General features: G+C 71.8%; 15 protein-coding genes. 2 read left to right on the top strand and 13 right to left on the bottom strand.

Annotation, left to right across the window (positions count from 1 at the left end; genetic code table 11):
- The first annotated feature begins 17 nt into the window (after positions 1-17).
- Positions 18-2,918: an AAA family ATPase gene (locus tag J7E97_RS23110; protein WP_215030507.1), complete on the top strand. Its 2,901-nt coding sequence runs from the start codon at positions 18-20 to the stop codon at positions 2,916-2,918.
- Here the strand turns inward: J7E97_RS23110 and J7E97_RS23105 are convergent.
- The 11 genes from J7E97_RS23105 to J7E97_RS36160 all read right to left on the bottom strand — a co-directional run bounded on the left by J7E97_RS23105 (position 2,866) and on the right by J7E97_RS36160 (position 15,695).
- Positions 2,866-4,134: a 3-hydroxybenzoate 6-monooxygenase gene (locus J7E97_RS23105; protein WP_215030505.1), complete on the bottom strand. Its 1,269-nt coding sequence runs from the start codon at positions 4,132-4,134 to the stop codon at positions 2,866-2,868. The two genes, J7E97_RS23110 and J7E97_RS23105, sit on opposite strands and share 53 nt — an antisense overlap.
- A gap of 118 nt (positions 4,135-4,252) precedes the next feature.
- Positions 4,253-6,124 (bottom strand): anthranilate synthase family protein, encoded by a 1,872-nt coding sequence (locus J7E97_RS23100; protein ID WP_215030542.1) that lies wholly within the window; start codon positions 6,122-6,124, stop codon positions 4,253-4,255.
- Between the two features lie 107 nt (positions 6,125-6,231).
- Entirely contained in the window at positions 6,232-6,894 is a 663-nt protein-coding gene (locus tag J7E97_RS23095; RefSeq protein ID WP_215030503.1) for an isochorismatase family protein, read from the bottom strand.
- On the bottom strand, positions 6,894-7,664 hold the full coding sequence (locus tag J7E97_RS23090) for a 2,3-dihydro-2,3-dihydroxybenzoate dehydrogenase (RefSeq protein WP_215030501.1): 771 nt from the start codon (positions 7,662-7,664) through the stop codon (positions 6,894-6,896). Before J7E97_RS23090 ends, J7E97_RS23095 begins: the two co-directional genes overlap by 1 nt.
- Entirely contained in the window at positions 7,661-9,127 is a 1,467-nt protein-coding gene (locus J7E97_RS23085; RefSeq protein WP_215030499.1) for an FAD-dependent oxidoreductase, read from the bottom strand. The genes J7E97_RS23090 and J7E97_RS23085 overlap by 4 nt, the downstream gene beginning before the upstream one ends.
- Positions 9,124-11,010: a squalene--hopene cyclase gene (shc, locus tag J7E97_RS23080; RefSeq protein ID WP_215030497.1), complete on the bottom strand. Its 1,887-nt coding sequence runs from the start codon at positions 11,008-11,010 to the stop codon at positions 9,124-9,126. The genes J7E97_RS23085 and shc overlap by 4 nt, the downstream gene beginning before the upstream one ends.
- On the bottom strand, positions 11,010-11,438 hold the full coding sequence (locus tag J7E97_RS23075; protein WP_308346717.1) for a DUF2834 domain-containing protein: 429 nt from the start codon (positions 11,436-11,438) through the stop codon (positions 11,010-11,012). Before J7E97_RS23075 ends, shc begins: the two co-directional genes overlap by 1 nt.
- A complete protein-coding gene (locus J7E97_RS23070) occupies positions 11,422-12,999 on the bottom strand; it encodes an NAD(P)/FAD-dependent oxidoreductase (RefSeq protein ID WP_215030495.1) in 1,578 nt (525 codons plus the stop codon). The genes J7E97_RS23075 and J7E97_RS23070 overlap by 17 nt, the downstream gene beginning before the upstream one ends.
- Before the next feature lie 23 nt (positions 13,000-13,022).
- Entirely contained in the window at positions 13,023-13,943 is a 921-nt protein-coding gene (locus J7E97_RS23065) for a 1,4-dihydroxy-2-naphthoate polyprenyltransferase (protein WP_215030492.1), read from the bottom strand.
- On the bottom strand, positions 13,937-14,647 hold the full coding sequence (gene ubiG / locus J7E97_RS36165; RefSeq protein WP_308346716.1) for a bifunctional 2-polyprenyl-6-hydroxyphenol methylase/3-demethylubiquinol 3-O-methyltransferase UbiG: 711 nt from the start codon (positions 14,645-14,647) through the stop codon (positions 13,937-13,939). The genes J7E97_RS23065 and ubiG overlap by 7 nt, the downstream gene beginning before the upstream one ends.
- A 67-nt stretch (positions 14,648-14,714) precedes the next feature.
- Entirely contained in the window at positions 14,715-15,695 is a 981-nt protein-coding gene (locus J7E97_RS36160; RefSeq protein ID WP_251054989.1) for a polyprenyl synthetase family protein, read from the bottom strand.
- 241 nt (positions 15,696-15,936) lie between these two features.
- On the opposite strand from J7E97_RS36160, the gene J7E97_RS23055 reads away from it, so the two are divergent.
- Positions 15,937-17,319 (top strand): cytochrome P450, encoded by a 1,383-nt coding sequence (locus J7E97_RS23055; RefSeq protein ID WP_215030486.1) that lies wholly within the window; start codon positions 15,937-15,939, stop codon positions 17,317-17,319.
- 107 nt (positions 17,320-17,426) lie between these two features.
- Here the strand turns inward: J7E97_RS23055 and J7E97_RS23050 are convergent, their stop codons facing one another.
- Together J7E97_RS23050 and J7E97_RS23045 are read right to left on the bottom strand one after the other, a co-directional pair.
- A complete protein-coding gene (locus J7E97_RS23050; protein ID WP_215030483.1) occupies positions 17,427-19,934 on the bottom strand; it encodes a SpoIIE family protein phosphatase in 2,508 nt (835 codons plus the stop codon).
- On the bottom strand, positions 19,931-23,401 hold the full coding sequence (locus J7E97_RS23045; protein WP_215030480.1) for a HAMP domain-containing protein: 3,471 nt from the start codon (positions 23,399-23,401) through the stop codon (positions 19,931-19,933). The genes J7E97_RS23050 and J7E97_RS23045 overlap by 4 nt, the downstream gene beginning before the upstream one ends.
- Between the last annotated feature and the right edge of the window lie 120 nt (positions 23,402-23,521).

The raw sequence follows: 23,521 nt of genomic DNA, 5'->3' as shown, positions 1-23,521 counted from the left end.
GCTGGAGGGGGCTACAGATGTCATACGTCACGGAACCCAGAGGCTGGGATTCCCAGCCACTGCTGGAACGAGAGTCCGAAGTCCTCGCGATCCAACGCGCGGTGGACCTCCTCTGCGGCATCTCGGCCAGAGGTCCGGCCACCCGGCTCGGAGGCGTGCTGACCTTCGCCGGATCGGCCGGCATAGGCAAGACCACCCTGCTGAACGAGGCCCGCCGGCATGCCGGCGAACGCTCCTGCACCGTGCTCTTCGCACGCGGCGGCGAGCAGGAGCGGCAGGTGCCGTTCCACGTGATGCGCCAGCTCATCCAACCGGCCCTCGCCGCCATGAACGAGGACGAACGGCGTGACGCCCTCGGCAACTGGTACAGCATCGTCGCCCCCGCCCTCGGGCTGACCGCCGCGCCGAAGGGCCCGACGGGACCCGATCCGCAGGGCGTGCGCGACGGCCTCGACTGGGTGGTCACGCACTTAGCGGTACGCAACGCCCCCGTCGTCCTCATCGTCGACGACGCGCACTGGGCGGACTCCGAGTCCCTGACCTGGCTGACCTCCTTCGCCGCGCGGGCGGAGGAACTGGCCATGCTGATCATGGTGGCCTGCCGTCCCGACGAGATCCCGGCCGACGCCGGCTCGCTGCGCGCCCTGATGGGGCGCCAGGGGAGCCGTCCGCACGAGCTCGCTCCCCTGACGACGAGCGCGGTGGCGCGCATCGTGCGCGACGCCCTCGGGGAGAGCGCCGACGACGTGTTCTGCCGGGAGTGCTGGGCGATCACCGGCGGAAACCCCTTCGAGGTCGTCGAGTTGGCCATGAAGGGCCGCGATCGCGAGCTGAAGCCGCACCAGGAGAACATCCCCCAGCTCCGCGACCTGGCCTCCGCCGTCAAGGGCAGCGGCCTGATCGACCGGCTCGAACAGCTGGGACCGTCCACCGTCCGCTTCGCGTGGGCCGCCGCCGTGCTCGGCACCGCGGTCCCGATCGGCATCGTCGGAGGCGTCGCCGCCCTCGGTGAGGCGCAGGCCGCCGAGGCCATCGACCAGCTGCGGGGCGCGCGCATCCTGACCGTCCTCACCAGCGTGCGGCGCAAGGAGGTCGTGGAGTTCTTCCACCCCCTCATCGCCACGGCCGTGTACCGGTCGATTCCGCCCGGTGTGCGCGTCGCCATGCACGGAATGGCCGCCCAAGCCCTCGTCGACGACGGCCAGGGCTCCGCGGTCGCCGCCCGCCACCTGCTGGAGATGCATCCGGACGGCGACCCGTGGGTGGTGCAGCAGCTGCGCCAGGCCGCGCGCGAGAGCTTCTCCGCCGGCGCCCCCGACGCCGCGCGCCGCTATCTGGCCCGCGCGCTGCGCGAACCCCCGGACGTCGAGGACAGGGCCGAGGTCCTCTTCGAACTCGGATCCGCCAACCTCCTGCACGATCCCGCGACCACGATCAACCAGCTCAGGGCCGCCCTGGAAGAGCCCAAGACCGACCAGGGCCTGCGGGAGGCGATCACCTACCGGCTCGCCCAGGCACTCGCCCACACGGGCCAGCTGGCGGAGGCGGCCGGACTCCTCGCGGAGGAGGCCCGGCGCGCCACGAGCTCCCGGACGCGGCTGCGCATGCAGGCCGAGCAGTTCAAGTGGAACTCCGTCCGGGTCGACGAGGAGAATTCACCCGGCCGCTCCCGGCTCCTCTCCCAGTTCGCCAAGCGGCTCACCGGCCGCGGTCTGCCCGAGCGGCACATCCTGGGCCTGCGGGCCTGGGACGCCGCCATGCGCGGCGAACACGCCTCCACCGCCCTGGAGTACGCGCAGCAGGCGCTGGACGGGGGCATGAGCTGGACCGACCAGGACTTCGGCTTCGAGGTGCCGGCCGTCGTCGCGGTCACGCTCATGTACTGCGACCAGCCGGGCCGGGCCGAGGACCTCTTCAACACGGCGATCCTGGAGTTCGAGGCGAAGGGCTGGCGCGGCGCGCACCTGTCGTTCGTCTACACCTTGCTCGGCTACGTCCGCTACCGGCGCGGGCGGCTCGCCGAGGCCGAGGACTTCGTACGCAACGGCCTCGCGATCGCCGATCGCGTCGGACACGGGATCCCGGCACAGTGGTACGCGGTCGGAACCCTCATCGAGACGCTGCTCGCCCGCGGGAACACCGCGGAGGCCCAGCGGGTGGCCCACACCTACAAGCTCGCGGACGGCTTCCCCAACGCGGTGGTCTACCCCGACCCGCAGGCCGTGTGGGGCAAGCTCCTCCTCGCCCAGGGCAGGATCGAGGAGGCGGAGCACCACCTGACCGCGGCGGGCAGGCGCCTGGACCTGCGCGGTACGCGCAACCCCTCGTGGAGTCCCTGGCAGCTCGACCTGGTGCTCGCCCAGGCGACGCACGCACCCGAGCTGGCACGCGCCACGGCGGCCGAAGCGGTGTCCCGGGCCCGCGCGTTCGGAACGTCCAGCGTGATCGGTCATGCGCTGCGCGTCGCGGCGGCGGCCACGGACGCCGCCCAGGCGAGCGGTCTGCTGCAGGAGGCGGTGGACCACCTCGAGCAGTCACCGGCCGCCTGTGAACTCGCCCACGCGCTGATCGACCACGGCACGGCCCTGCACACCATCGGCGACCCGCACCTGGCGGCCCAGCAGGTCTACCGGGGCATGGAACTCGCCGCCGCCTGCGGGGCGGACGGACTCGCGAGCCGGGCCCGCGCCCTGCTCGCGTCGGCCGGTCTGCGCCCGCGCCGTCTGCACGCCTCGGAGCAGGACACCCTGACCGTGGCGGAGCACACGGCGGCCGGGCACGCCGCGCTCGGCCTCGACAACCGGGCGATCGCCACGGCGATGCACACCGACCCCCAGGCGGTCTCCGAGCTGCTGTCCGCGGTCTTCACCAAACTGGGGACCGACCGGCTCGGACTGCACCGGGCACTCGAAGTCTGACCGCCCGGCCGGCCCCCCTCGCGGGGGCCGGTTCCGGGCGCTCCGAGAGCCTGTGGCCGTGCAGCCAGGAGACCTTCTCGTACAGGTCCTCCTCGCTCAGGGAGCGCAGCATCGCGTTGCGCTCCAGCGCGGCCCCGCCGGCGGGGTGGTAGAGCCGCGTGCCCATCTCCCTGGCCAGCAGCTGGACGCGTGCGGTCCGCTCGCGCCGTTCCGCGTTGTACTTCTCCAGGCGCTGCGCGACGTCGGCCTCGGTGGCGTCGCCGAGCACCTCGCCCAGGACCACCGCGTCCTCCAGGGCCTGGCACGCGCCTTGGGCCGCGTACTGGAGCATCGGGTGGGCGGCGTCGCCCATCAGGGCCACCCGGCCGTCCGTCCAGACGTCGACCGGGTCGCGGTCGCAGAGCACCCATTGCCGCCAGCCCTCGCCCAGTTCCAGCAGGCGCCGTCCGGTCGGGCCGAGTTCCGGGAAGCGGTCCAGCACCGCCGCACGGTCCGTGGGACGTCCCGCCACGGGCTCGCGGGCGCCGTCGTCCACGGTCGCGGCGAGATTGAGGTACTCGCCGCCGCCGATGTCGTAGTGGACGAAGTGCCAGCGGGGGCCCGCCCACAGGGTCACCGCGTTCCACCGCAGGTCCTCCGGCACCCTTCCGATCGGTATCACCGATCGGAAGATGGTGTGCCCGCAGACCCGGGGCGGGCCGTCGCCCACGAGTTGAGCGCGGACGGCGGACCGGATGCCGTCGGCCCCGACGAGGAGGTCCCCCGTGAACGTCCGGCCGTCCCCCGTGCGTACGGTGACTCCCGCCCTGTCCTGCGCGTAGCGCCGTACGGCGGCCCCCGTCACCAGGCCGACGCCTTCGGCCGCCCGGCAGGCCGCGAGCAGCGACTGGTAGAGGTCGCCGCGCTGCACCACGGCGTAGGAGTTGCCGAACCGCCGGCGGTAGCACCCCTTGAGCGGCATGACGGCCACCTTCTCGTCCGTCGTGCCGTCCATGAAGCGGAGCTCTTCGATGAACACCGCCCGGTGGCGCACGGCCCGGCCGACGCCCAGGAGGTCCAGGGCGTGGAAGGCGTTCGGACCGAGCTGGATGCCCGCGCCGCTCTCGGCGAGGGCCTCCCCGCGCTCGACGACGGTGACGCGGTGTCCCCGCCGGGCGAGGGAGAGTGCGGTGGCGAGCCCGCCTATGCCGCCGCCGGCGACCAGTGCGTGAGCCATGTCGTTCCCCGTGTCCCTTCTCTTCCGAGCCTTCGGTGGATTCGGCGCATTCGGCGCATTCGGCGTGCCTGACGTACTTGGTGTACTTGGTGTATTTGGTGTACTTGGTGCATCGCGACTACCGCGGGCATGACCGCAGCGCCTCCGTGAGCAGGGATCCGATGATCCGCGGCCCCTCCCGGGTGAGCACGGATTCCGCGTGGAACTGCATCGAGGCGAAGTGCGGGCCGAGCAGGGCGTGCACCTCGCCGGTGTCCCGGTCCCGGCTGACCTCGATCCGGCCGAAGGCGGGGTGTTCGATCACGTCGTCCTCGGCGCGGGCGGCGAAGGTGTTGTAGAAGCCGACCCGTTCGCTGCGGCCGAAGAGGTCGATCTCGCGCTGCACGCCCTGGTTCGGGACCGGGCGCCGTTCCAGGCTCAGCCCGAGCCGCGCGCTCAGCACCTGGTGGCTCAGGCACACGCTCAGGAAGGGGCGGCCCGCCGCCAGCAGCCGGGACACCGCCGACCAGAGGTGGGCGATCTTCGGGTGCAGCACCTGGCGGGGGTCGCCCGGTCCCGGTCCCAGTACCACGAGGTCGTACGCCCCCGTGTCGTACTCCTCGTCGAAGCGCCGTACGGTCACCTCGACGCCCAGGGACCGGATCTGGTGGGCGAGCATCATCGTGAAGGTGTCCTCGGCGTCGATCACGAGCATGCGGCGGCCTTCCAGCGCGCCCGTCTCGGGGATCGCGCCGTCCGGCTCGTCCAGCCAGAACGCGGCGACGGCCCCGTTGCGGGCGGCCAGCGCGGCGCGGACGTCGGGATGGCTCGCGAAGCGGCTGGGCGCGGGCTCGGTGAGAGCGGCGAGCAGCCCCGACACCTTGGCCCGTGTCTCCCGGGCCTCGGACTGCGGATCGGAGTGGCGTACGAGCGTGGCCCCGACGCCGATCCGCAGCCGGCCGTCCGCCGAGATGTCGGCGGTCCGGATGAGGATGGAGGAGTCGAGGGTCCGGGCGCCGGAGGCGTCGCGCCCGACGAGCGCCGCCACGCCGCTGTAGTAGCCGCGTCCGTTCGGTTCGTGGCGGCTGATCACCTTGGCGGCGTTCTCGAGCGGCGAGCCGGTCACCGTCGGGGCGAAGAGGGTCTCGCGCAGTACCTCGCGGACGTCCCGGTCGGTGCGGCCCTTGATGAGGTACTCGGTGTGCGCCAGTCGAGCCATTTCCTTGAGGTAGGGGCCGACGAGCCGTGCGCCGGAGGGGCAGACGCGGAGCATCATCTTCAGCTCCTCGTCGACGACCATGTACAGCTCGTCGGTTTCCTTCCGGTCCGTGAGGAAGGACATCACCCCGTCGAGCGTGGGGCCGGTCTTGGGATAGCAGTAAGTGCCGCTGATGGGGTTCATGACGGCCGTGCCGCCCTGCACGCTGATGTGCCGCTCGGGTGTCGCGCCGACGAGTACGCGGTCCCCGGTGTGGATGAGGAAGGTCCAGTAGGCGCCGCTCTCGCGTTCCAGGAGCCGGCGGAAGAAGGACAGGGCGCCGATGGTGGAGAAGCCCGGCAGCCAGGCCGTGAACGTCCGTTTGATCACGAAGTTCGCCCCCTGGCCGGTGCCGATCTCCTCCGCGATGACCCGGCGCACGATGTCCGCGTACTCGGCGTCCTCGATGTCGAAGGCGTCCTGGTCGACTTTGACCGGCTCGTTCGGCAGCCGGCTCAGGGCCGCGGCGAGCGGGAGCGCCTCCTGGTCGGTGATCGTCATCGCGATGAGCGGTTCTCCGTCGTCGTGGGCGGCGAATCCGCGCTCGGTGATCTGCCGGTACGGGACCAGCGCGAGCAGTTCGTGAGCGCCTCCGGGCGCCGCGGAGGCGGCTTCGGGAAGCGGCAGGTCGGCGAGGGCGGGGCAGGGGGCCGCGTCGCCGAGCAGCACCTCCAGCGTGTCCGGGCCGGTGGTCTCCGGTCGGTGCAGGAGGGCGTAGGCGGTCACGGTGCCGTCCAGGACGCGGGCCAGCAGGTCCCGGGCGTCGCCCCGGGCTCCGTCCGGGACGGCGGCCCCGGTGACGTTCCGGACGGCATCCCGGGTGAGGTCCGGCCCGGCCACGATGGGCCGGTTCGCCCCGGTCACCGCGGTCCCTCCGCCGGTACCGCCTCCAGGGACGCGCACAGGGACGCGGTGGTGACGACCGCGGCGCACCGCTGGGCCGCGTACTCCAGGGCGAGCCGGTGATGGGCCTCGGAGAAGTCGGCGACGGCGTCGGCCACCAGGAACGGCTGGATGTCGTGGGTGAAGGCGTCCACGGCGGTCATCAGGACGCCGACGTGCGCGTAGACGCCGCAGAGGATGAGCTGGTCCCGGCCGTCGGCGCGCATCCGTTCCAGGAGCTCCGTCCGGAAGAACGCGCTGTAGCGCCATTTGGTGAACACCCAGTCGTCGGCGGCCGGTTCGAGGGCCTCGACGACCCGGCGGTGTTCGGGCGCCGTCCGCATGCCGGGCCCCCAGAAGTCCACTAGGAGGCCGCGCTGTTGCGGGGTCATCCCGCCGGGCTGTGCGGTGTAGGCGACGGGGACGCCGAGTGCGGCGCAGCGCCGGCGCAGCAGCGCCGCGTTGCGGACGAGGGGGGCCCCGGGCGAGGAGTCCCGGGGGAAGGCGTCGAGGAAGTACTCCTGCATGTCGTGGACGAGCAGCACGGCCCGGCGCGGGTCGGCCTGCCAGTCCACGACGGCCGGGGGAAGCTCGCCGGGCAGGGGCAGCGGGTAGGGGGCGATGGAAGGTATGCCGGCCATCAGTACACCTGGGCTCCGAGGGTCGCCCCTCCGTCGACGGTGAGGTCGTGCATCGTGATGTGTCCCGCCTCTTGCGACAGCAGGAAGCGGACGGCGTTCGCGACGTCCTGGGGGCTGGCCACCTTGCCCAGCGGAATGCCCACCCGGTACGCGGCCGGGTCCCCGGCGACGGACGCGGCGGCCGCGTCCCCGGCGGAGTGCATGCCGTGCAGCATCGGGGTGTCCGTCGAGCCGGGGGCCACGAGGTTGCATCGGATGCCGTAGCGGGCGACTTCCAGGCCCAGGCACTTGGTGAAGGCGCTCGCCGCCGCCTTGGAGGCGGCGTAGGCGGCCATCTCCGCCCGGGCGGTGCTCGCCGCGTTCGATCCGATGGTGACGATGGCGCCCCGGCGGCGCGGGATCATGCGGTCGACGACCGCCCGGGACATGAAGAAGACGCCGTTCGTGTTGACCGCGAAGGTGGTGTGCCAGTCCTGGTCGCTCAGCGCGCGGGCCTCTGCCAGCCGCAGGACTCCGGCCGCGTTCACGAGGTAGTCGATCGGCCCGGTGTCCCGCTCCACCTCGTGCACCAGGGCGTCGGCCTCGGCGCTCGACGTGACGTCGGCCGGGTGGGCCCGTACGGGCAGCCCTTCGGCGGTGAGCGCGTCGACCGCGGCGGACAGCCGGCCGGGGTCCAGGTCCACGGCGGCGACGGTGACACCTTGTTCGGCGAGCAGGCGCACCACGGCGGCGCCGATGCCTCCGGCCGCGCCGGTCACGACGGCGATCACGGCCGAACGCCCGGGCCGTGGTCCGCCGTGGCCGGCGCGCGTCCGCGTTGTCTGTCGGCCAGCCGCCGGACGCCCGCCGCGAACGGCGCGAGCGCCACCCGCAGGCCGCGGGCGAGCGACGGACTGACCCCGCCGATCCGCTCGATCCGTACCGGCGCCGCGTCGGGCCGCAGGGCCCGCCGTACCGACTCGGCGGCCGCGAGGCCCGAGCGCACGGCGCCCTCCATGCCGGCCACGCCGGGCGGGCCCGCGCAGAAGTCGCCGGCCAGGTGCACGTTGGCGAGTGCGGTCGTGTTCGCCGGGCGGTGCCGGTCGGAGCCGGGCCCGGGGGCGAAGAACGGCGCCCTGTCGTGGGGTTGGTAGCAGACGTGCTCGATGTCGTCCCAGGTGAGGACGGGTATGTAGCTCATGAGTTCCTCCACGAGGACCTTGACCGCCTCGTCCTCGGACAGGTGGGCGAGGTGCGAGACGCGGCCGACCACGCAGTTGAGGAGGCTGGTGTCGTGCCCCTCCCAGACCTGGCCGACGTCGATGAGGGTGATCGCGTGCGGAGATTCGACCAGTCGGACGTGGTCGGCGGGCATGCCCGGCAGTCGCCGACGCAGGTAGATGTGCAGTGCTCCCAGCGGTCGGGAGGTCAACTTCTCGACTCCGTAGGCCGGTTGGAGCGCGCCGGTGACCGCGCCGCCGAACACGGCCAGCCGCCCGTGCGGGACCGCCAGCACCACGTGCCCGTCGACGGCCTCGGTCACGGCGGCGCCGTCACCGCCCGCGTCGCGCAGGGTGAGGGCGTTCAGCCGCCCGCCGTCCACGGAGACCTCCAGCAGTTCCGCGCCGGTGCGGACCTCGACGCCGGCCGCCTCCAGCCGTTGCCGGAACGGGCCGATGAACCATTGCTGGAGGTCACCCCTGGGCATCCTCACCTTGCCGGGGTGGCGGGCGAAGGCGGCGATGCTGCCCCGGAAGCCGGCGGCCGACACGGCGTGGCTCTCCGCGGCGCTGGAGGCGACGAAGAGGTGCTCCACGTCGGCTATCGCCGTGTCGGTCAGGTACCAGCGGCTGTGGAGGAAGGCGTGGAGGGACTCGTCGCGGGCGCCGGCGCCGCCGTACTTCTGGGCGAGCAGGTCGATCACCCCGTAGAGGAAGAGCAGTTGGTCGGCGACCGGGGTGACCACGGCCCGGAACGTGGGAAACTCCCCCGGCAGCAGCTGGTTCAGGCTCCCGGTCTCGCGCAGGTTCCCTTCGATGCCGAGCTCCGCGACGAGCCCCAGCGTGTTCAGGTACCAGGCGGGGAAGATGTGCACCCCGTGGTCCTCGACCCGGCCGTCGATCACCCGCGACCCGGCCATCCCGCCCAGCTCCGGACTCGCTTCCAACAGCCGTACGGGGATCCCGTACTTGCGGATGGCCCAGGCCGCCGTCATCCCGGCGAGGCCGCCGCCGACCACCGTCACGCCGCTCATCGCTGCTCCGTTCCCCGGGTGGCGGCCAGGTACGCCGACATGGCCATCGTGGGATAGATCAGGCGCAGCAGGCTGTCGCGCCAGTACAGGCCATCGTGGTGCACCACCCAGGTGTGCCACGGTTCGGCCCAGTCGCCGTCGTCCTGCTGGGTCCGGACCAGGAACTCCAGGCCGGCGCTCACCGGTTCGCTGTCGGCGTGGCCGGCGGCGACGAGCGCGAGCAGGGCCCAGCCCGTCTGCGAGGGGGTGCTGTCGCCGGTGCCGATCCAGGCCGGGTCGTGCAGCGCGCGGATGTCCTCGCCCCATCCGCCGTCCTCCTGCTGGTGCGCGACGATCCACTCGCACGCGCGGGCCACGGCCGGGTCGGTTCCCGGGATCCCGCAGGCGGTGAGTCCGGTGACGGCCGCGCTCGTGCCGTGCAGGTGGTAGCAGGCCCACCAGCCGGGCCACGAACCGTCGGCGTGCTGGTTGCGGCGCAGCCACTCGATGCCGCGCAGGGCGGCCGGTGTGCGGGCCCGGCCGTCGGCGCCGAGGGCTTCCAGGACGTGCCCGGTGACGTCGGCGGACGGGGCTTCGAGGAATCCGATGGCGGCCAGTTTGTCGCGTCCGGGCAGTCGCCAGCGGAGCGGCTCGAAGGCCGCCCAGCCGCCGTCATCGCACTGTTGGGACTCCATCCACCGGACGGCCCGCTCGCAGGCCTCGTCGACGGCGGCGTCGCTGCCGCGCGGGTGGTACCGGCGCAGCGCGGCCACCGCGAAGGCGGTGTCGTCGGCGTCGGGGTTGGCGTTGTTGGTGAACTCGTACGGCCATCCGCCGGCGACCGGGTCCTTGGTCAGGACGGCCCAGTCGCCCAGTTCGGTGACCTGGTTGGCGAGCAGCCAGCGCACCGCCGGGCCGGCCGCGGACTTCGCGTCGGGGCCGCCGGCGGCGGCGGTCGCGTTCAGGGCGAGGGCGGTGTCCATGACCACCGAGGTCCACATCTCCACCCTCCGGTGGCCGTCCTTCTCCACGACGTAGCGGTCGAGTCCCTCCATCGCGGCCTTGACGACCGGGCGGTCCTGTCCGAAGCCGACCGCGTCCAGTCCCATGACGACGTTCGCGGTCTGCGGCCAGTTGCCGCCCCAGCTGCCGTCCTGTTCCTGGGTGCGGACGAGCCAGTCGGCCGCCTTGCGGACCGCCCGGCGGCGCAGGAAACCGATCGGGTGGCGGGCGTACCAGTGGCTGAGGGTGGTGCCGATCCGCAGCGCGGCGGGCCTCGGGGGGCGGCGGCGGGTGCTGGGCCGGGCGAACAGTTCACCGATGCCGAATCCGGCGGGGACGACCGGGCGCTCGGCCATGAACAGGCTGTTGGCGACGACGATGCCGCGGGCGGCGGCGCCGATCTGGTAGATATTGCCGGGGAACCTGCTGGGCAGCAGGACGATCTCGGCCGGGATGAGCGGGATGTCGCGCCACGGCCACAGCCCGATCACGGCGAGCCAGGCGAGCATGATGAGGTTGTCGACGCTCTCGATGCCGCCGTTGCCGCGGATCGACCCGGCCGCCGCGCGCATCTGCGGCTCCCGCGGGTCGTGGCCGGCGAGGCGCAGGGCCACGTAGCAGAAGACGGAGAGCAGGAGCTCGTCGGGCCCCTTGTAGTAGGACGCCCAGCCGCCCGAGGCCGATTGTTCGCTGAGGATGGTCTTCGCCGCGGCGGCGACCGATCCGTCGTCCGGCAGTCGCAGGAAGTGGCGCAGGATGACTTCGCCGGATTCGCCGATGAGGCTGGTCTCGAAGTCACCCTTCCAGTGGCCGGCCGGGTCTTGGCGCTCTCGGAGCATGCCGGCGGCCAGGGCCAGGCAGCGGTCGACGCTCGCGGTCAACGCGATGGCCTCGGTGCTCATCACTGCATCCCTCTCGTCAGTTCGTAGGAGGCCGCGGAGTCGGGGCTCGGTGCCCCGGCACCGGCGGCCGCGATCTTCAGCTGGCGGACGTACATGAAGGCGGTGAAGCTCGCGCACAGCGCCAGCGCCGGGGCGCCGATGATGTACGCCCACACGTGGCGGATGCCGTGCCGGCGGGCCTCGACGACCATGAAGCCCGCCAGGGCCGCCCAGATCAGGAACAGGTCGGCGTAGATGAACCGGGCCGCCGGGTTCGTCAGTGCGTCGCGCAAGAAGGTGCGGACGACGCCGAAGGGGCCGTCGTGGATGTTGTCCACGACGAAGTCGATGGCCAGGGCCCCCATGGCGCAGGAGCCGGCGGCGGAGAAGAGTCCGTAGAACAGGCACAGGGCACGGTCCCTTCCGTGCACCTCACCGAGTCTCAGCACGTCGGCCTCCCGAGCCGTGGTCGCGGGTGTGGTCGCGGGTGTGGTCGTGTCCGTCGTCGTGGGTGTGCGCGTGAGGTGCACGGTCGTACCGGTAGTCGTCCAGGTCGAAGTGACCGGCCCGCCAGGCGGCCTCGTACCGCGTGGCCGGCCGGACGGCCGGCGCGTCCCCGCGCTCGTCGAGGTAGTAGGTGTTCGCGCTCCGGCAGCTCTCGTCGAGGAACACGGTGTTCGGCTGCCTGCGCAGCGTCCGGTGGAAGGACTCGTCGTGCTTCTCCGGCCGGACGGAGGCTTCCGTGGCACGCCGCCGCCGGGTCTCCGAGATCACGCGCAGTGCGTGGGTGACCTGGTAGTCGATCATTCCGAACCAGGACCCGCCGGTGAACGAGTACGGCCCGACGATGAACCACAGGTTCGGGAACCCCTTGACCGAACTGCCTTCGTACGTCTGGAAGCGCTCGGTCCGCCAGAACTCCTTGAGCTCCCGGTTCCCGGGGCCGTGCATCGGGAAGGGGGGCAGGTTCTCCAGGACGTGGAAGCCGGTGGCGAGGACCAGTACGTCGAGCAGCTGCTCCCCGCCGTCCGCCGTGTGGATGCCGGTCTCGGTGATCCGCTCGATGCGTTCGGTGACGAGCTCGACGTTCTCGCGGGTGAAGGAGCGCCAGTAACCGGCTCCGAACGACGGCCGCTTGCAGCCCAGTTTGTACGAGGGCGTGAGCTTCCTCATCAGCTCCGGGTCCCCGCCGACCTCGCGGCGCAGGTGGCGCCGTGACAGGGCTTCCCCGGCCTGCACCAGGAAGGGGAACTGCCGGTGGTAGATCATGGCGATCACGAAGCTGAGCTCCGTCACGGTGTCCGTGAGCAGCCTGACCAGGCGCTGCGTCCACGGCGCCGCCCGGAACAGCCGGCGGGCGGCGCGGGGCAGCGCGAAGTCCGGTTTCGGGAAGACCCAGATGGGGGTGCGCTGGTAGACGTGGAGCCGCTCGACGGCGGGGGCGATCTCCGGAACGATCTGCACGGCCGAGGCGCCGGTGCCGATGACGCCCACGCTGCGGCCGGTCAGGTCCAGTGACGGGTCCCATCGCGCCGTGTGCACGACCTCGCCCTTGAAGGAGTCCAGGCCCTCGATGTCGGGGGCCTTGGGCTTGGTGAGCCAGCCGGTGGCGCAGATGACGAACCGTCCGGTGGTGGAGGTGCCGTCCGCGAGGAACACCGTCCACAGGTGCTCCGACTCGTCGTACTCGGCCCGCACCACGCGCGCGTTCAGCCGCAGGTGGCTCTGGAGGCCGTACTTGCGGACGCAGTGCTCGGCGTACGCCTTCAGTTCCGCGCCGGGCGGGAAGGCCCGGGTCAGCGACGGGATGGGTTCGAAGGCGAAGGAGTAGGAGAAGGCGGTGATGTCCACGGCGACGCCGGGGTACTGGTTGGCGTGCCAGCCGCCGCCGATGCCGTCCTGCTCGTCGAGGACCGCGAAGTCCTCGATGCCGGCCCGGCGCAGGCCGATCGCCGTGCCGATCCCGGAGAACCCGGCGCCGATCACCAGTACTTCGTGGTCCGGTGTCACCGTCGCTCGCTCCTTCCGGCCGGTCACAGGACCAGGCCGATCGCGAGCAGGGACCCGTACGCGAGCAGCAGCACGCAGGTGTGCTCCAGCGCCGCTATCAGCTCGCTCCCGCGGGCCCCGCCGAGCACCCGGCGCAGCGGGAGGACGGCGAACGGGCCCGCGGCGAGCACGAGCAGCACCCCGGGTCTGGCGGGCACCAGGAGCAGTCCGGACGCGAAGGCGGCCCCGAGGCAGAGCACGTAGTAGGCGCGGGTGCGCCGGTCGCCGAGCCGCACCGCGAGCGTGATCTTGCCGGCGGCGGTGTCGGTCGGTATGTCGCGGAGGTTGTTCGTGGTCAGCAGCGCGCAGGCGAGCAGTCCGATGGGCACGGAGGCTCCGAGTGCGAGCAGGGGCACCCGGCCGAGCTGGATGTAGGCCGTGGCACATACGGCGATGACCCCGTGGAAGAGGAAGATGCTGATGTCGCCGAGTCCCACGTAGCCGTAGGGGCGGGAACCGCCGGTGTAGAACCATCCACCGAGCGCGCAGACCACCGCCAGTGCGAGCAGCCACCACGAGATCGTGAGGGCCATGACCACGCCGGCCAGGACGGAGAGGGAGTACAGGGCGGCCCCCATGCGCAGGACCTGCCGGGGCGATGCCTGCCCCGAGCCCACCAGGCGGACGGGGCCCACCCGTTCGTCATCGGCTCCCCGGACCCCGTCGCTGTAGTCGTTGAAGAAGTTCGTGCCGAGGACGAAGCCCAGGGCGAACAGCAGGGTCAGGGCCGCGCGCCACCAGCTGAAGTGGCCGAGCGACCGGGCGATCGCCCATCCCACGACGATCGGCGCCAAGGTCACGGGCAGGGTCTTCAGCCGGGCGCCGATCACCCAGTTCCGTACGGTGCCGCGGACGGTGTCCGGGTGGGCGCCGCCGCGGGCATGATGCTGATGGGTCGTCACCATTTGGTCCCCACTCCGAGGTAGAGCACTCCGGTGGGTTTGACGCGCACCATGCGGACCGCTTCGCGGCGGCCGACCAGGTAGCCGAGTCCGTCGCGCAGGCTCGGGCGCAGACCGTGCAGTGCCAGCTCCACCCCGTGCGAGCGCGCGACGGCGGTGAGCCGTTCCCGGTTGACGAAGAGGCGGTGGTCGTGGGTGCCGCGCGTCGGCCGGCCGGGCAGGGGGACGTTCTCGGCCAGGGTGATGGCGACCAGCCGGGCCAGCCGGGTGTCGGCGATGGTGTCGACGACCAGTGTGCCGCCGGGGCGCAGGACCCGGCACAGCTCCGCCACCACCCCGTAGGGGTCCGGCACGTGTTCGAGGCACTGTCCCGCCGTGACGACGTCGAACGAGCCGTCGGTGAAGGGGAGTCGGGCGATGTCGGCACGGAGGACGACGTCGAACCCGTGTCGGCGGGCCTCGCGGAGGGACTTGGCCGACAGGTCCACGCCGAACAGGCGGTAGCCCTTGCCGGCCAGGTGCGGACCGAACAGGCCGCCCCCGCAGCCGACATCGAGCAGTCGCGCCTGCTCGCGCCCGGCGGCAGGGATGAATTCCGCGCGGGCGCGCGCGATCCATCCGAGCGGCGCCAGCGGGCCGCGAGGGTCCCACCACTGGCCGGCGAGACCATCGTAGTCGCTGATGAAATCACTTCGGAGCCCTGACACAACCACCCTCCTGAATCGAACCGACCTGGCCCGCCTGGGCCTTGGCACTACCTGCGGCGAGCACGGCTCACGCGGTGTCGCACAGCGCTTCCTGGGCGGGGTGCTGGGAGGCGAGTCCGTCCACCAGATCGCGCAGACACCGCCGTACGACGGGAGCCCTGTGCACGAACGACGGATGGGATTCGACCGCGTCGAGGGCGTCCGCCATGTAGCGCCGCGCCACGTCGGCGGCCCGGGCGATCGAACCGGACTCGTGCATGGCGTCGATGATCGCCTGGCACTGCGGCGGGGAAATCGGCTGCTCGCGCAATACCGGAAGAATGCGGTCCGGATAATCCCGCACGGCATAGATCACGGGGAGGGTGTACACGCCGTTGAGTACGTCCTTAGCGGGCCGCTTTCCCGTGTCCCGGCTACAGATGTCGAGAATGTCGTCCCAAATCTGGAACGCCATGCCGAGATTCTGCCCGAAGGTCTCCAGGGCCGTTTGGGCCGCGATGTCCGCACCGGATTGCGAGGCCCCCATCAGGGAAGCCGTCCGTATGAGGCGTGCGGTCTTGCCCGAAATCGAAGTCAGATATTCCTCTTCGGTTCGGAGCGGATCGAAGAGCTGGCTCGTCTCCAGCATCTGGCCCACGCACAGGTCGATCAGGGTCTCCGCCATGGTCATCATGCGGGAGGCGCCGAGGGTGGCCGCGGCCTGCATGCAGCGCGCGAGGAGGTAGTCCCCGGTGAGCAGTGCGATGGCATCGCCGTACTTGGCGTTCGACGTGGGTCGACCCCGCCTGACCTGCGCCTCGTCGATCAGGTCGTCGTGGAAGAGGGTGGCGATGTGCAGGATCTCCACGATGGCGGCGCCGTCGATGACGCGCTGGGGGGTGACTCGGGCGGCGCCGCCCGGTTCGTCCTCCAGGAGGTAGGAGGACAGGAGCACGAGCGTGGGCCGCAGCAGCCGGCCCGTCTGCTCCACGGCGTACATGATCGGTTCGTGGATCCCCGGGTGCGGCGGCACCGCCAGCGAGTAGAGGCTTTCTCTGACTCGCTCCAAGTCGTCTTTGAGTCGTTCTTGAATTTGAACGAGTTCGCCGTCGGTCGGAAAGGTGCTTCCGAGCAGAGTCGAGGTCTCCTTCATTGACGTTTTCCTTCCCCCGAGACCTCCGTTCAGCCATTCGGCTGGCGAGGAGGACCGGCAAAGTCTCACGAAGGGTCTAGGTTGCCTCAAGTGCGGTGCAACCTTGCATGGGACATTAGGAGGAAGGATTGAGAACGAGTAGAGAATGGATGGCGACATGGAAAGCGTTTCCTCGGTACCCCGGGCACCTGGCGCGACGGCTCTCCTGGGGCACCTGCCCTCGTTCCTGCGGGCGCCGCTGGCCTTCCTGCGCGGCCTGCCGGCCCACGGTCCGCTGGTGGAGATCCGGCTCGGCCGCAAGCCCATCGTCGTGGTGTGCGATCCCGCGCTGACCCGCTCGGTTCTGGTGCAGGACCGCGTCTTCGACAAGGGCGGCCCCCTCTTCGAGCGGCTGCGCGAAGCGGGCGGGCAGGGTCTGGCCACCTGCCCGAGCGGGGAGCACCGCCGTCAACGCCGCCTGATACAGCCGGCGTTCCACCAGGGGCGCTTTCCCGGCTACGCCGGCATCATGACCGAGCGCATGGACGCCATCCTCGGGAGCTGGCACGACGGCCAGACCCTCGACCTCAGCGTGGAGATCCGCAAGATCGCGGCCGACGTGGTCATCTCCGCCGTCTTCGGCACCAGCCTGGAGAACGGCATCCACACCCGCCTGGCCACCGATTTCGACACCCTGCTGTCCGGCTTCACCCGGCACAGCCTCCTGCCGAAGCCGCTGCGCAAGGTGCCCACGCCCGGCAACGTCCGCTACGACCGGGCCACCAAGCGTGTGCGCCGTACCATGACCGGGCTCGTCGCCGAGTACCGCACACACGGCGCCGGCGATGAGACGAACCTGCTGTCCATGCTCATCTCGGCCCGCGACCCGGAGAGCGATTCGCCCGCTCTGACGGACGAGGAACTGGTCGACCAGGCCGTGACCATGTACTCCGCCGGTACGGAGACGACGGCGGGCTCGGTGGGCTGGGCGCTGTACCTGGCCGCCGTACACCCCGAGGTGCTCGGCCGCCTGACCGCCGAGGTCGAGGAGGTCCTCGGTGGACGGACCGCGGGCTGGGACGATCTGCCCCGGCTGACCTACACCCGGCAGGTCTTGAGCGAGGCCCTGCGGATGTACCCGCCCGGCTGGTTCCTGACCCGCCAGGTGATGGCGGACACCCGGCTGGGCCCGTACTCCCTCGCCGAGGGCACCACGATGGCCTACAGCCCGTACCTCATCAGCCACCTGCCGGCCCTGTACCCCGATCCGGAGCGGTTCGATCCCGACCGCTGGATCCAGCGCGGCCGGCAACCGCAAGTGCCCGTCACCGTGTTCGGCGGCGGCGCCCGCAAGTGCGTCGGAGACGAGTTCTCACTGATCGAGGGCGTCCTGTTGCTCGCCTCCCTCCTCAGCCACTGGCACGTCGACCTGCACCCCGGCAGCCTCACGCTCCCCCGCCTGCCCCAACTGACCCTGAACCCGGGCAGGATGGTGGCCACCATCACCACCCGTGGCCGCCGTGCCCCGCGCGCGGACCGACCGGATCAGGTGGCCCTCTGAGCCACCGGCCCGCCCCGGTCCGTACGTGCGGTCCGTACGTGCGGTCCGTACGCCGGCAGACCTCGGCGGGCCGGACAGGGACGACGACGCGGTCGGACACCACGGCCTCAGCCGACCTTGATGCCGATCACGCAGGTGTCGTCGTCCGTGTCGGAGCGGCTCGCGGCGAGGAGCCGGTCCAGCTGGACGTCCAGGTCGCCGACGCCGGCACCGGCGGCCGCCGCGGTCATCAGGTGTCCGAGGGATTCCTGGACCGAGCAGTCGCGCCGTTCCACCAGCCCGTCCGTGAACATCAGCAGGGTGTCGTTCGGTTCGAGGCGCACCTCCCGCTCGACGTAGGCGACATCGGGCAGGGCGCCCAGGAGGAGGCCCTCGATGAGCGGGAAGGCGTCGGCCTCGCCGTCGCGGACGAGTACGGGCGGCAGGTGGCCCGCGCGCGCCCAGCGCATCACCCTGGTGCTCGGGTCGAAGAGGCCGCAGACGGCGGTGGCCGTCACGTTCTTCGCCAGGTGATGGGTGACCGTGTTGAGCCAGGACAGCAGCTGGGCGGGGCCCGCGCCCGTGACGGCGAGCCCGCGCAGGGCGTTGCGCAGCACGACCATGCCGGTGGCCGCCTCGATGCCGTGACCGGCGACGTCGCCCACCGAGAGCATGATCAGTCCCGAGGGCAGGACCACGGTGTCGTACCAGTCTCCGCCGACGAGCGACTCGGTCTCCGCCGGCCGGTAGCGCACGGCGACCCGCAGGCCCGGGGCCTCGATGGCCGGCGGCGTGGGGGGCATGATGGCGTGCTGGAGCTGGAGGGCCAGCCGGTTGCGCTCGGCGGACTCGGCTTCGCTGTGGGCGAGTTGGTCCCTGGTCGCGGCCAGCGCGACCTCGGTCCAGTGCTGGGCGGAGATGTCCTGGTAGGCGCCGCGCACGGCGTGCAGCCGCTGGTCCGCGTCGAGCACGGGCTCGGCGATGACCCGGATGTGCCGGGTGATGCCGTCGAGCCGCTGGAGGCGGAAGTGGACGGAGGCGGGCCGGCGGTGGTGGAGCACGGCCCGCAGGAACCTGGCGAGTGCGGCGGAGTCGTCCGGATGGGCGTGGCCGGGCAGTTCGCGCAGCCGGACGGGGGGCGCGGTGGTCGGGAGCCCGTGGAGCGCGTAGAGCTGCGCGTTCCAGGTGGTCTCCCCGGTGGCGAGGTTCTCTTCGAAACCGCCGATCCGGCCCAGGCGTTGGGCGTGCTGGAGGAGGTTGGCCAGCCGGGCCCTCTCGTCTTCGATCCGCCAGATCAGCAGGACGGCGGCGCCGTGACGGCTGACGCTGATGTCGGCGACCGAGGTGAGCGGGATCTGGTCGACGAGCGCGGTCAAGCTCATGCGCTCGGCCCTGAACGGCTCGCCCGTCGCGTGCACGCGCTCGATGATGCCGAACAGCCCGCCCTCGCCGGCGGCCGTCGGATAGGCCTCCAGCAGCAGCGCGCCGTTGACATCGCCGCGCGGCCGTCCCACCGGGTCGACGAACCGACTGCCGGCGTGGCGGATCCGGAAGTCGCCGAGCCGGCCCTCGGGGTCGAGGACCGGCGTGAGCACCACGGCGGGATCCTGGAGTCCCTCGGCGAGGTCGATGAGCTCCGCGACGTCCGGGAGCACCGCCTCGGAGGCGGGGAGGTCACGCGGGGGCGCGGCGTCCATGGTGTGGGCGCAGAGCTCGGCGAGGGCCTCGACCTGGCGCTCGATCTGCGGCGGCTGCGGCGCCAGGGGCTGGGGCCAGCAGATTTCCAGGACGCCGTGGATCCGTCCGCCCGTCCCGGTCGGTACGGCCATCCGTCCGCCGTCGGGCCACTGGAGTTGGCCGATCGAGGGCAGTCCTTCGCGGGTGGGGCGGGCGAGGGTGATCAGCCGGCGCTGCCGCAGGGCGAGGTGGGCGACGGTGGACACGCCGGGGGGTACGTGGCGCCAGCGCGCGGCCTCCCCGGGCGGGAACCCGGCGTGGCCGGCGAGCGCGAGCGAGCCGTCGGGCGCCGCGGTCCATACGGCGACGGCGACCGCTCCCAGGGGTTCCAGGGCGTTCGTCAGGAGGGATTCGGCCACCGCCTGGGTGTCGGCCGCGGCCGCCAGCACGCCGCTCTCGGCGGTGCGCAGCCGTACCGAAACCGTGGTGGAGGGCCTGACCCGGTCGTCGGCCGGGCCGGCGGGCTCGGCGCATTCGGCGGCGAGCTCGCTGACGTGATCGCGGGACGCCTGGTTGACGATGTCGGCGGCGAGCTCGAGCGGCGACAGCCCGCTCTCGCGGCACAGTACGTCGAGCTGCCGGGCGGCCGCGGCCGGGGTGCAGCGCAGCTGCCCGATCAGGATGCCCTTGGCCAGTTCGACCAGGGCCCGGCCGTCGGCGGCCGCCTGGGCCTCCAGCACCTCCCGGCGCAGCCGTTCGACGGTGGCGACGAGGCGCCCCAGCGGGGTCGGGGACTGGTGCGGGACGGCGCTCGCGGCCTGGTCGCCGGCGGACGTTGCCCGGGGGCGGTCGCGGTCATCGACGTACGCGCGTGCTCCGTCACGCCGTCGCGCGTCGTCGTAGCGCTGGGCGTCGTCGTTGCGCCGGGCCTCGTCGTAGCGGCGCGTGTCCCCGGTCATCGCGTGAGCCAGTGCCGGACACGGGCGATGAGGTCGTCGGCGTCCACGGGCTTCGTCACGTAGTCGCTGGCGCCCGCGGCGAGGCTCTTCTCCCGGTCGCCGGGCATTGCCTTGGCGGTGACCGCGATGATGGGCAGGTCCCCGTACGCCGGCATCCGCCGGATCTCGGCGGTGGCCGCGTAGCCGTCCAGTTCGGGCATCATCACGTCCATCAGTATGAGATCGACGCCGGCGTTGTGAGTGAGGGCGTCGATGCCCTTGCGGCCGTCCTCGGCGTGGAGCACGCGCATTCCGTGGAGTTCCAGGATCCCGCTGAGGGCGAAGAGGTTGCGGGCGTCGTCGTCGACGACGAGGACGGTGCGCCCTGCCAGGTCGCCGTCGAGCACGTGGGCGCCCCTCAACTGCCGCTGCGTGTCGCCGTGCAGGAGGAGCGGCACGTCGCCGGGCTGCTCGGCGGACAGGTGGAGCGCGATCCGTTCCCTCAACTCGTCCAGGCTGGACAGCAGTTCCACGTGCCGGGACGCGGACCGCTCCCGTAGGGCTACCCCCGGGGCGTTCCTGGCCCGGGGGTTGTTGTGGGCGAGGACGGGGAGCGAGGAGAGGGCCGGGTCTCCTTGGAGCGCGTCGAGGAAGCGCAGTGCTTCGCCGTCGGGCAGGTCGAGTTCCAGGACGACGCAGTGGAAGGAGTCGGACGCCAGCGCGGCGGCGGCCTCCCGCGAGCTCGCGGCATGGACCATGTGGATGCCGGCGGGCTCCCCCGTCACCTGGTGGTGGGGGGCGAAGTCCCGGCCGACGCTCTCGGCGACCAGGGAGAGCAGGCCGTTCGGCCGCTCCTCGATCACGAGCAGGCGCCGGGGCTGCCGCCGCTCCGGCAGGACCGGCGCGTCCGGACGGCCCGGATCAGCCGTCCCGGACGCGACCTCGGGCGAGGGCGTCGCGGGGGCGTCCGCCCGAGGAGCGCCCTCGTGCCCCGCGCGGCTGACCGGCAGGTAGAGGGTGAAGGTGCTGCCCTGGCCGGGGGTGCTCTCCGCGGTGACGGCCCCGCCGAGGAGCCGGGCGATCTCACGGCTGATGGAGAGCCCGAGGCCGGTGCCGCCGTACTTGCGGCTGGTGGTGCCGTCGGCCTGCTGGAAGGCTCCGAAGACGGACTCCAGCTGCTGTTCGGGGATGCCGATGCCCGTGTCCCGTACCCGGAAGGCCAGCATGGGGCCGGGCCCAGGAAGGCCGGCGGGGACGTCGGGGGCCGCCGCCGGTTCGATGCGGAGCTCGACGCCGCCCCGCTCGGTGAACTTGACGGCGTTGGACAACAGGTTGCGCAGGATCTGGCGCAGCCGCGCGTCGTCGGTGAGCAGGTCGTCGGGGGCGCCGGGGGCCGTGGTGACGGTGAAGTCGAGGCTCTTCTGGGTGGTCATCGGGCGGAAGGTGGCGTCGACGTACTCGAGCAGCTGGGGCAGGTCCACCCGCTCGGGATGGATGTCCATCTTTCCGGCCTCGACCTTCGAGAGGTCGAGGATGTCATTGATCAGCTGGAGCAGGTCCGAGCCCGCCGAGTGGATGATGCCCGCGTACTCGACCTGCTTCGGGCTCAGGTTGCGGGTGGGGTTCTGGGCGAGCAACTGGGCGAGGATCAGGAGGCTGTTGAGCGGCGTGCGCAGCTCGTGGCTCATGTTGGCCAGAAACTCGGACTTGTAGGTGGAAGCCAGGGACAGCTGCCGGGCGCGGGTCTCCAGTTCCTGCCGGGCCTGTTCGATCTCCAGGTTCTTGGCCTCGATGTAGCTGTTTTGGCTGGCGAGCAGGGCGGCCTTCTCCTCCAACTCCGCGTTGGAACGCTGGAGTTCCTCCTGCTGGACCTGGAGTTCCTCCGAGCGGGCCTGGAGTTCGCCGGTCAGCCGCTGGGACTCGCCGAGGAGCTCGTCGGTCCGGGCGTTGGCGACGATCGTGTTGACGTTGGCGCCGATGGTCTCCATCAGCTGGGCGAGGAAGTCGCGGTGCACGGGGGTGAAGGCGGTGAAGGAGGCGAGCTCGATCACTCCGAGGGCCTGGTCGTCGACCACGATCGGCAGGATGATCAGGCTGCCCGGGGTGGTGCGGCCCAAGCCGGAGGAGATGACGTAGCCGCCGGGGACCTGGTCGGTGGCGATGATCCGGCGGCTGCGGGCCGCCTGTCCGACGAGGGACTCGCCGAGGGCGAATGCGGTGCCCTCCTCGGCGTCCGCGGGGCGGCCGTAGGAGCCGACGAGGGTGAGCACGGTGGAGCCGTGGCCCTCCTCGGCGAGGTAGAAGGCCCCGTACTGGGCGGCGACGAGCGGCGTCAGTTCGTCCATGACGAGTTCGGCGACGGCCTCGAGGTCCCGGTGGCCCTGCATCAGGCCCGAGATGCGGGCGAGGTTGGACTTGAGCCAGTCCTGCTCCTGGTTGGCCCGGGTGCTCTCCCGCAGCGAGCCGACCATGGAGTTGATGTTGTCCTTGAGTTCGGCGACCTCGCCCGAGGCGTCGACCGTGATCGAGCGGGTCAGGTCACCCTCGGCGACCGCGCTGGCGACCTCGGCGATGGCGCGCACCTGGCGGGTCAGGTTGCCGGCCAGTTCGTTGACGTTCTCGGTCAGGCGCTTCCAGGTGCCCGAGACGCCCTCGACCTCGGCCTGGCCGCCGAGCCGGCCCTCGCTGCCGACTTCGCGGGCGACTCGGGTGACCTCGGCGGCGAAGGAGGAGAGCTGGTCGACCATCGTGTTGATGGTGGTTTTGAGCTCCAGGATCTCCCCGCGGGCATCGACGTCGATCTTCTTGGACAGATCGCCGTTGGCGACGGCCGTCGTGACGAGGGCGATGTTGCGGACCTGGCCGGTGAGGTTGTTCGCCATGGAGTTGACGTTGTCGGTGAGGTCCTTCCACGTGCCCGCGACGTGGGGGACCCGTGCCTGGCCGCCGAGCCGGCCCTCGGTGCCGACCTCGCGGGCCACCCGCGTGACCTCTCCGGCGAATCCGGAGAGCTGGTCGACCATCGTGTTGATGGTCTCCTTCAGCTCCAGGATCTCCCCCCGCGCGGTGACCGTGATCTTCTGCGAGAGATCGCCCTTGGCCACGGCGGTCGCGACCTGGGCGATGGAGCGCACCTGGGCCGTGAGGTTTCCGGCCATGAAGTTGACCGAATCCGTGAGGTCCAGCCAGGCGCCCCCGACGCCCGGTACGTCGGCCTGGCCGCCCAGCGTCCCCTCGGTGCCGACCTCACGGGCCACCCGGGTGACCTCGGAGGTGAACAGGGACAGCTGGTTGACCATCCCGTTGAAGACGGTGGCGATCTCCCCGAGCAGGCCGTCGGTCGCATCGGGCAGCCGGGTGCGGAAGTCCCCGTCGCGTACGGCGGTCAGCCCGGCCAGCAACCGGCGCAGCTCCGAGTCGCCGATGCCGTCCTCACCCGCAAACTCCGGCGCCCCGTTCCGAGGATCCGTGTTCACCCGCTCGGCCATCCCGCCCACCTCACTCTCGATACCAACCACTCCGATGCGCGGGACATGACAGGGACCCGGCATCAGGGCGTGCCGAAGTGCCCGGTCCCGCCGCGGCACCGGTCCGATGAAGGCTAATGC

Origin of the sequence: Streptomyces sp. ISL-66 (genome assembly GCF_018614135.1) — a bacterium.
Taxonomy (GTDB): domain Bacteria; phylum Actinomycetota; class Actinomycetes; order Streptomycetales; family Streptomycetaceae; genus Streptomyces.
Note: the sequence above shows the minus strand (reverse complement) of the source record. Positions and strands in the feature narration are given on the sequence as shown.

What these genes read in the sequence shown, in the direction of transcription:
- shc (WP_215030497.1), bottom strand. Translation starts at nt 11,010, where the DNA reads ATGAGCACCGAGGCCATCGCGTTGACCGCGAGCGTCGACCGCTGCCTG.
- J7E97_RS23045 (WP_215030480.1), bottom strand. Translation starts at nt 23,401, where the DNA reads ATGGCCGAGCGGGTGAACACGGATCCTCGGAACGGGGCGCCGGAGTTT.
- J7E97_RS23110 (WP_215030507.1), top strand. Translation starts at nt 18, where the DNA reads ATGTCATACGTCACGGAACCCAGAGGCTGGGATTCCCAGCCACTGCTG.
- J7E97_RS23095 (WP_215030503.1), bottom strand. Translation starts at nt 6,894, where the DNA reads ATGGCCGGCATACCTTCCATCGCCCCCTACCCGCTGCCCCTGCCCGGC.
- J7E97_RS23050 (WP_215030483.1), bottom strand. Translation starts at nt 19,934, where the DNA reads ATGACCGGGGACACGCGCCGCTACGACGAGGCCCGGCGCAACGACGAC.
- J7E97_RS23065 (WP_215030492.1), bottom strand. Translation starts at nt 13,943, where the DNA reads ATGGTGACGACCCATCAGCATCATGCCCGCGGCGGCGCCCACCCGGAC.
- J7E97_RS23085 (WP_215030499.1), bottom strand. Translation starts at nt 9,127, where the DNA reads ATGAGCGGCGTGACGGTGGTCGGCGGCGGCCTCGCCGGGATGACGGCG.
- J7E97_RS23105 (WP_215030505.1), bottom strand. Translation starts at nt 4,134, where the DNA reads ATGGCTCACGCACTGGTCGCCGGCGGCGGCATAGGCGGGCTCGCCACC.
- J7E97_RS23055 (WP_215030486.1), top strand. Translation starts at nt 15,937, where the DNA reads ATGGAAAGCGTTTCCTCGGTACCCCGGGCACCTGGCGCGACGGCTCTC.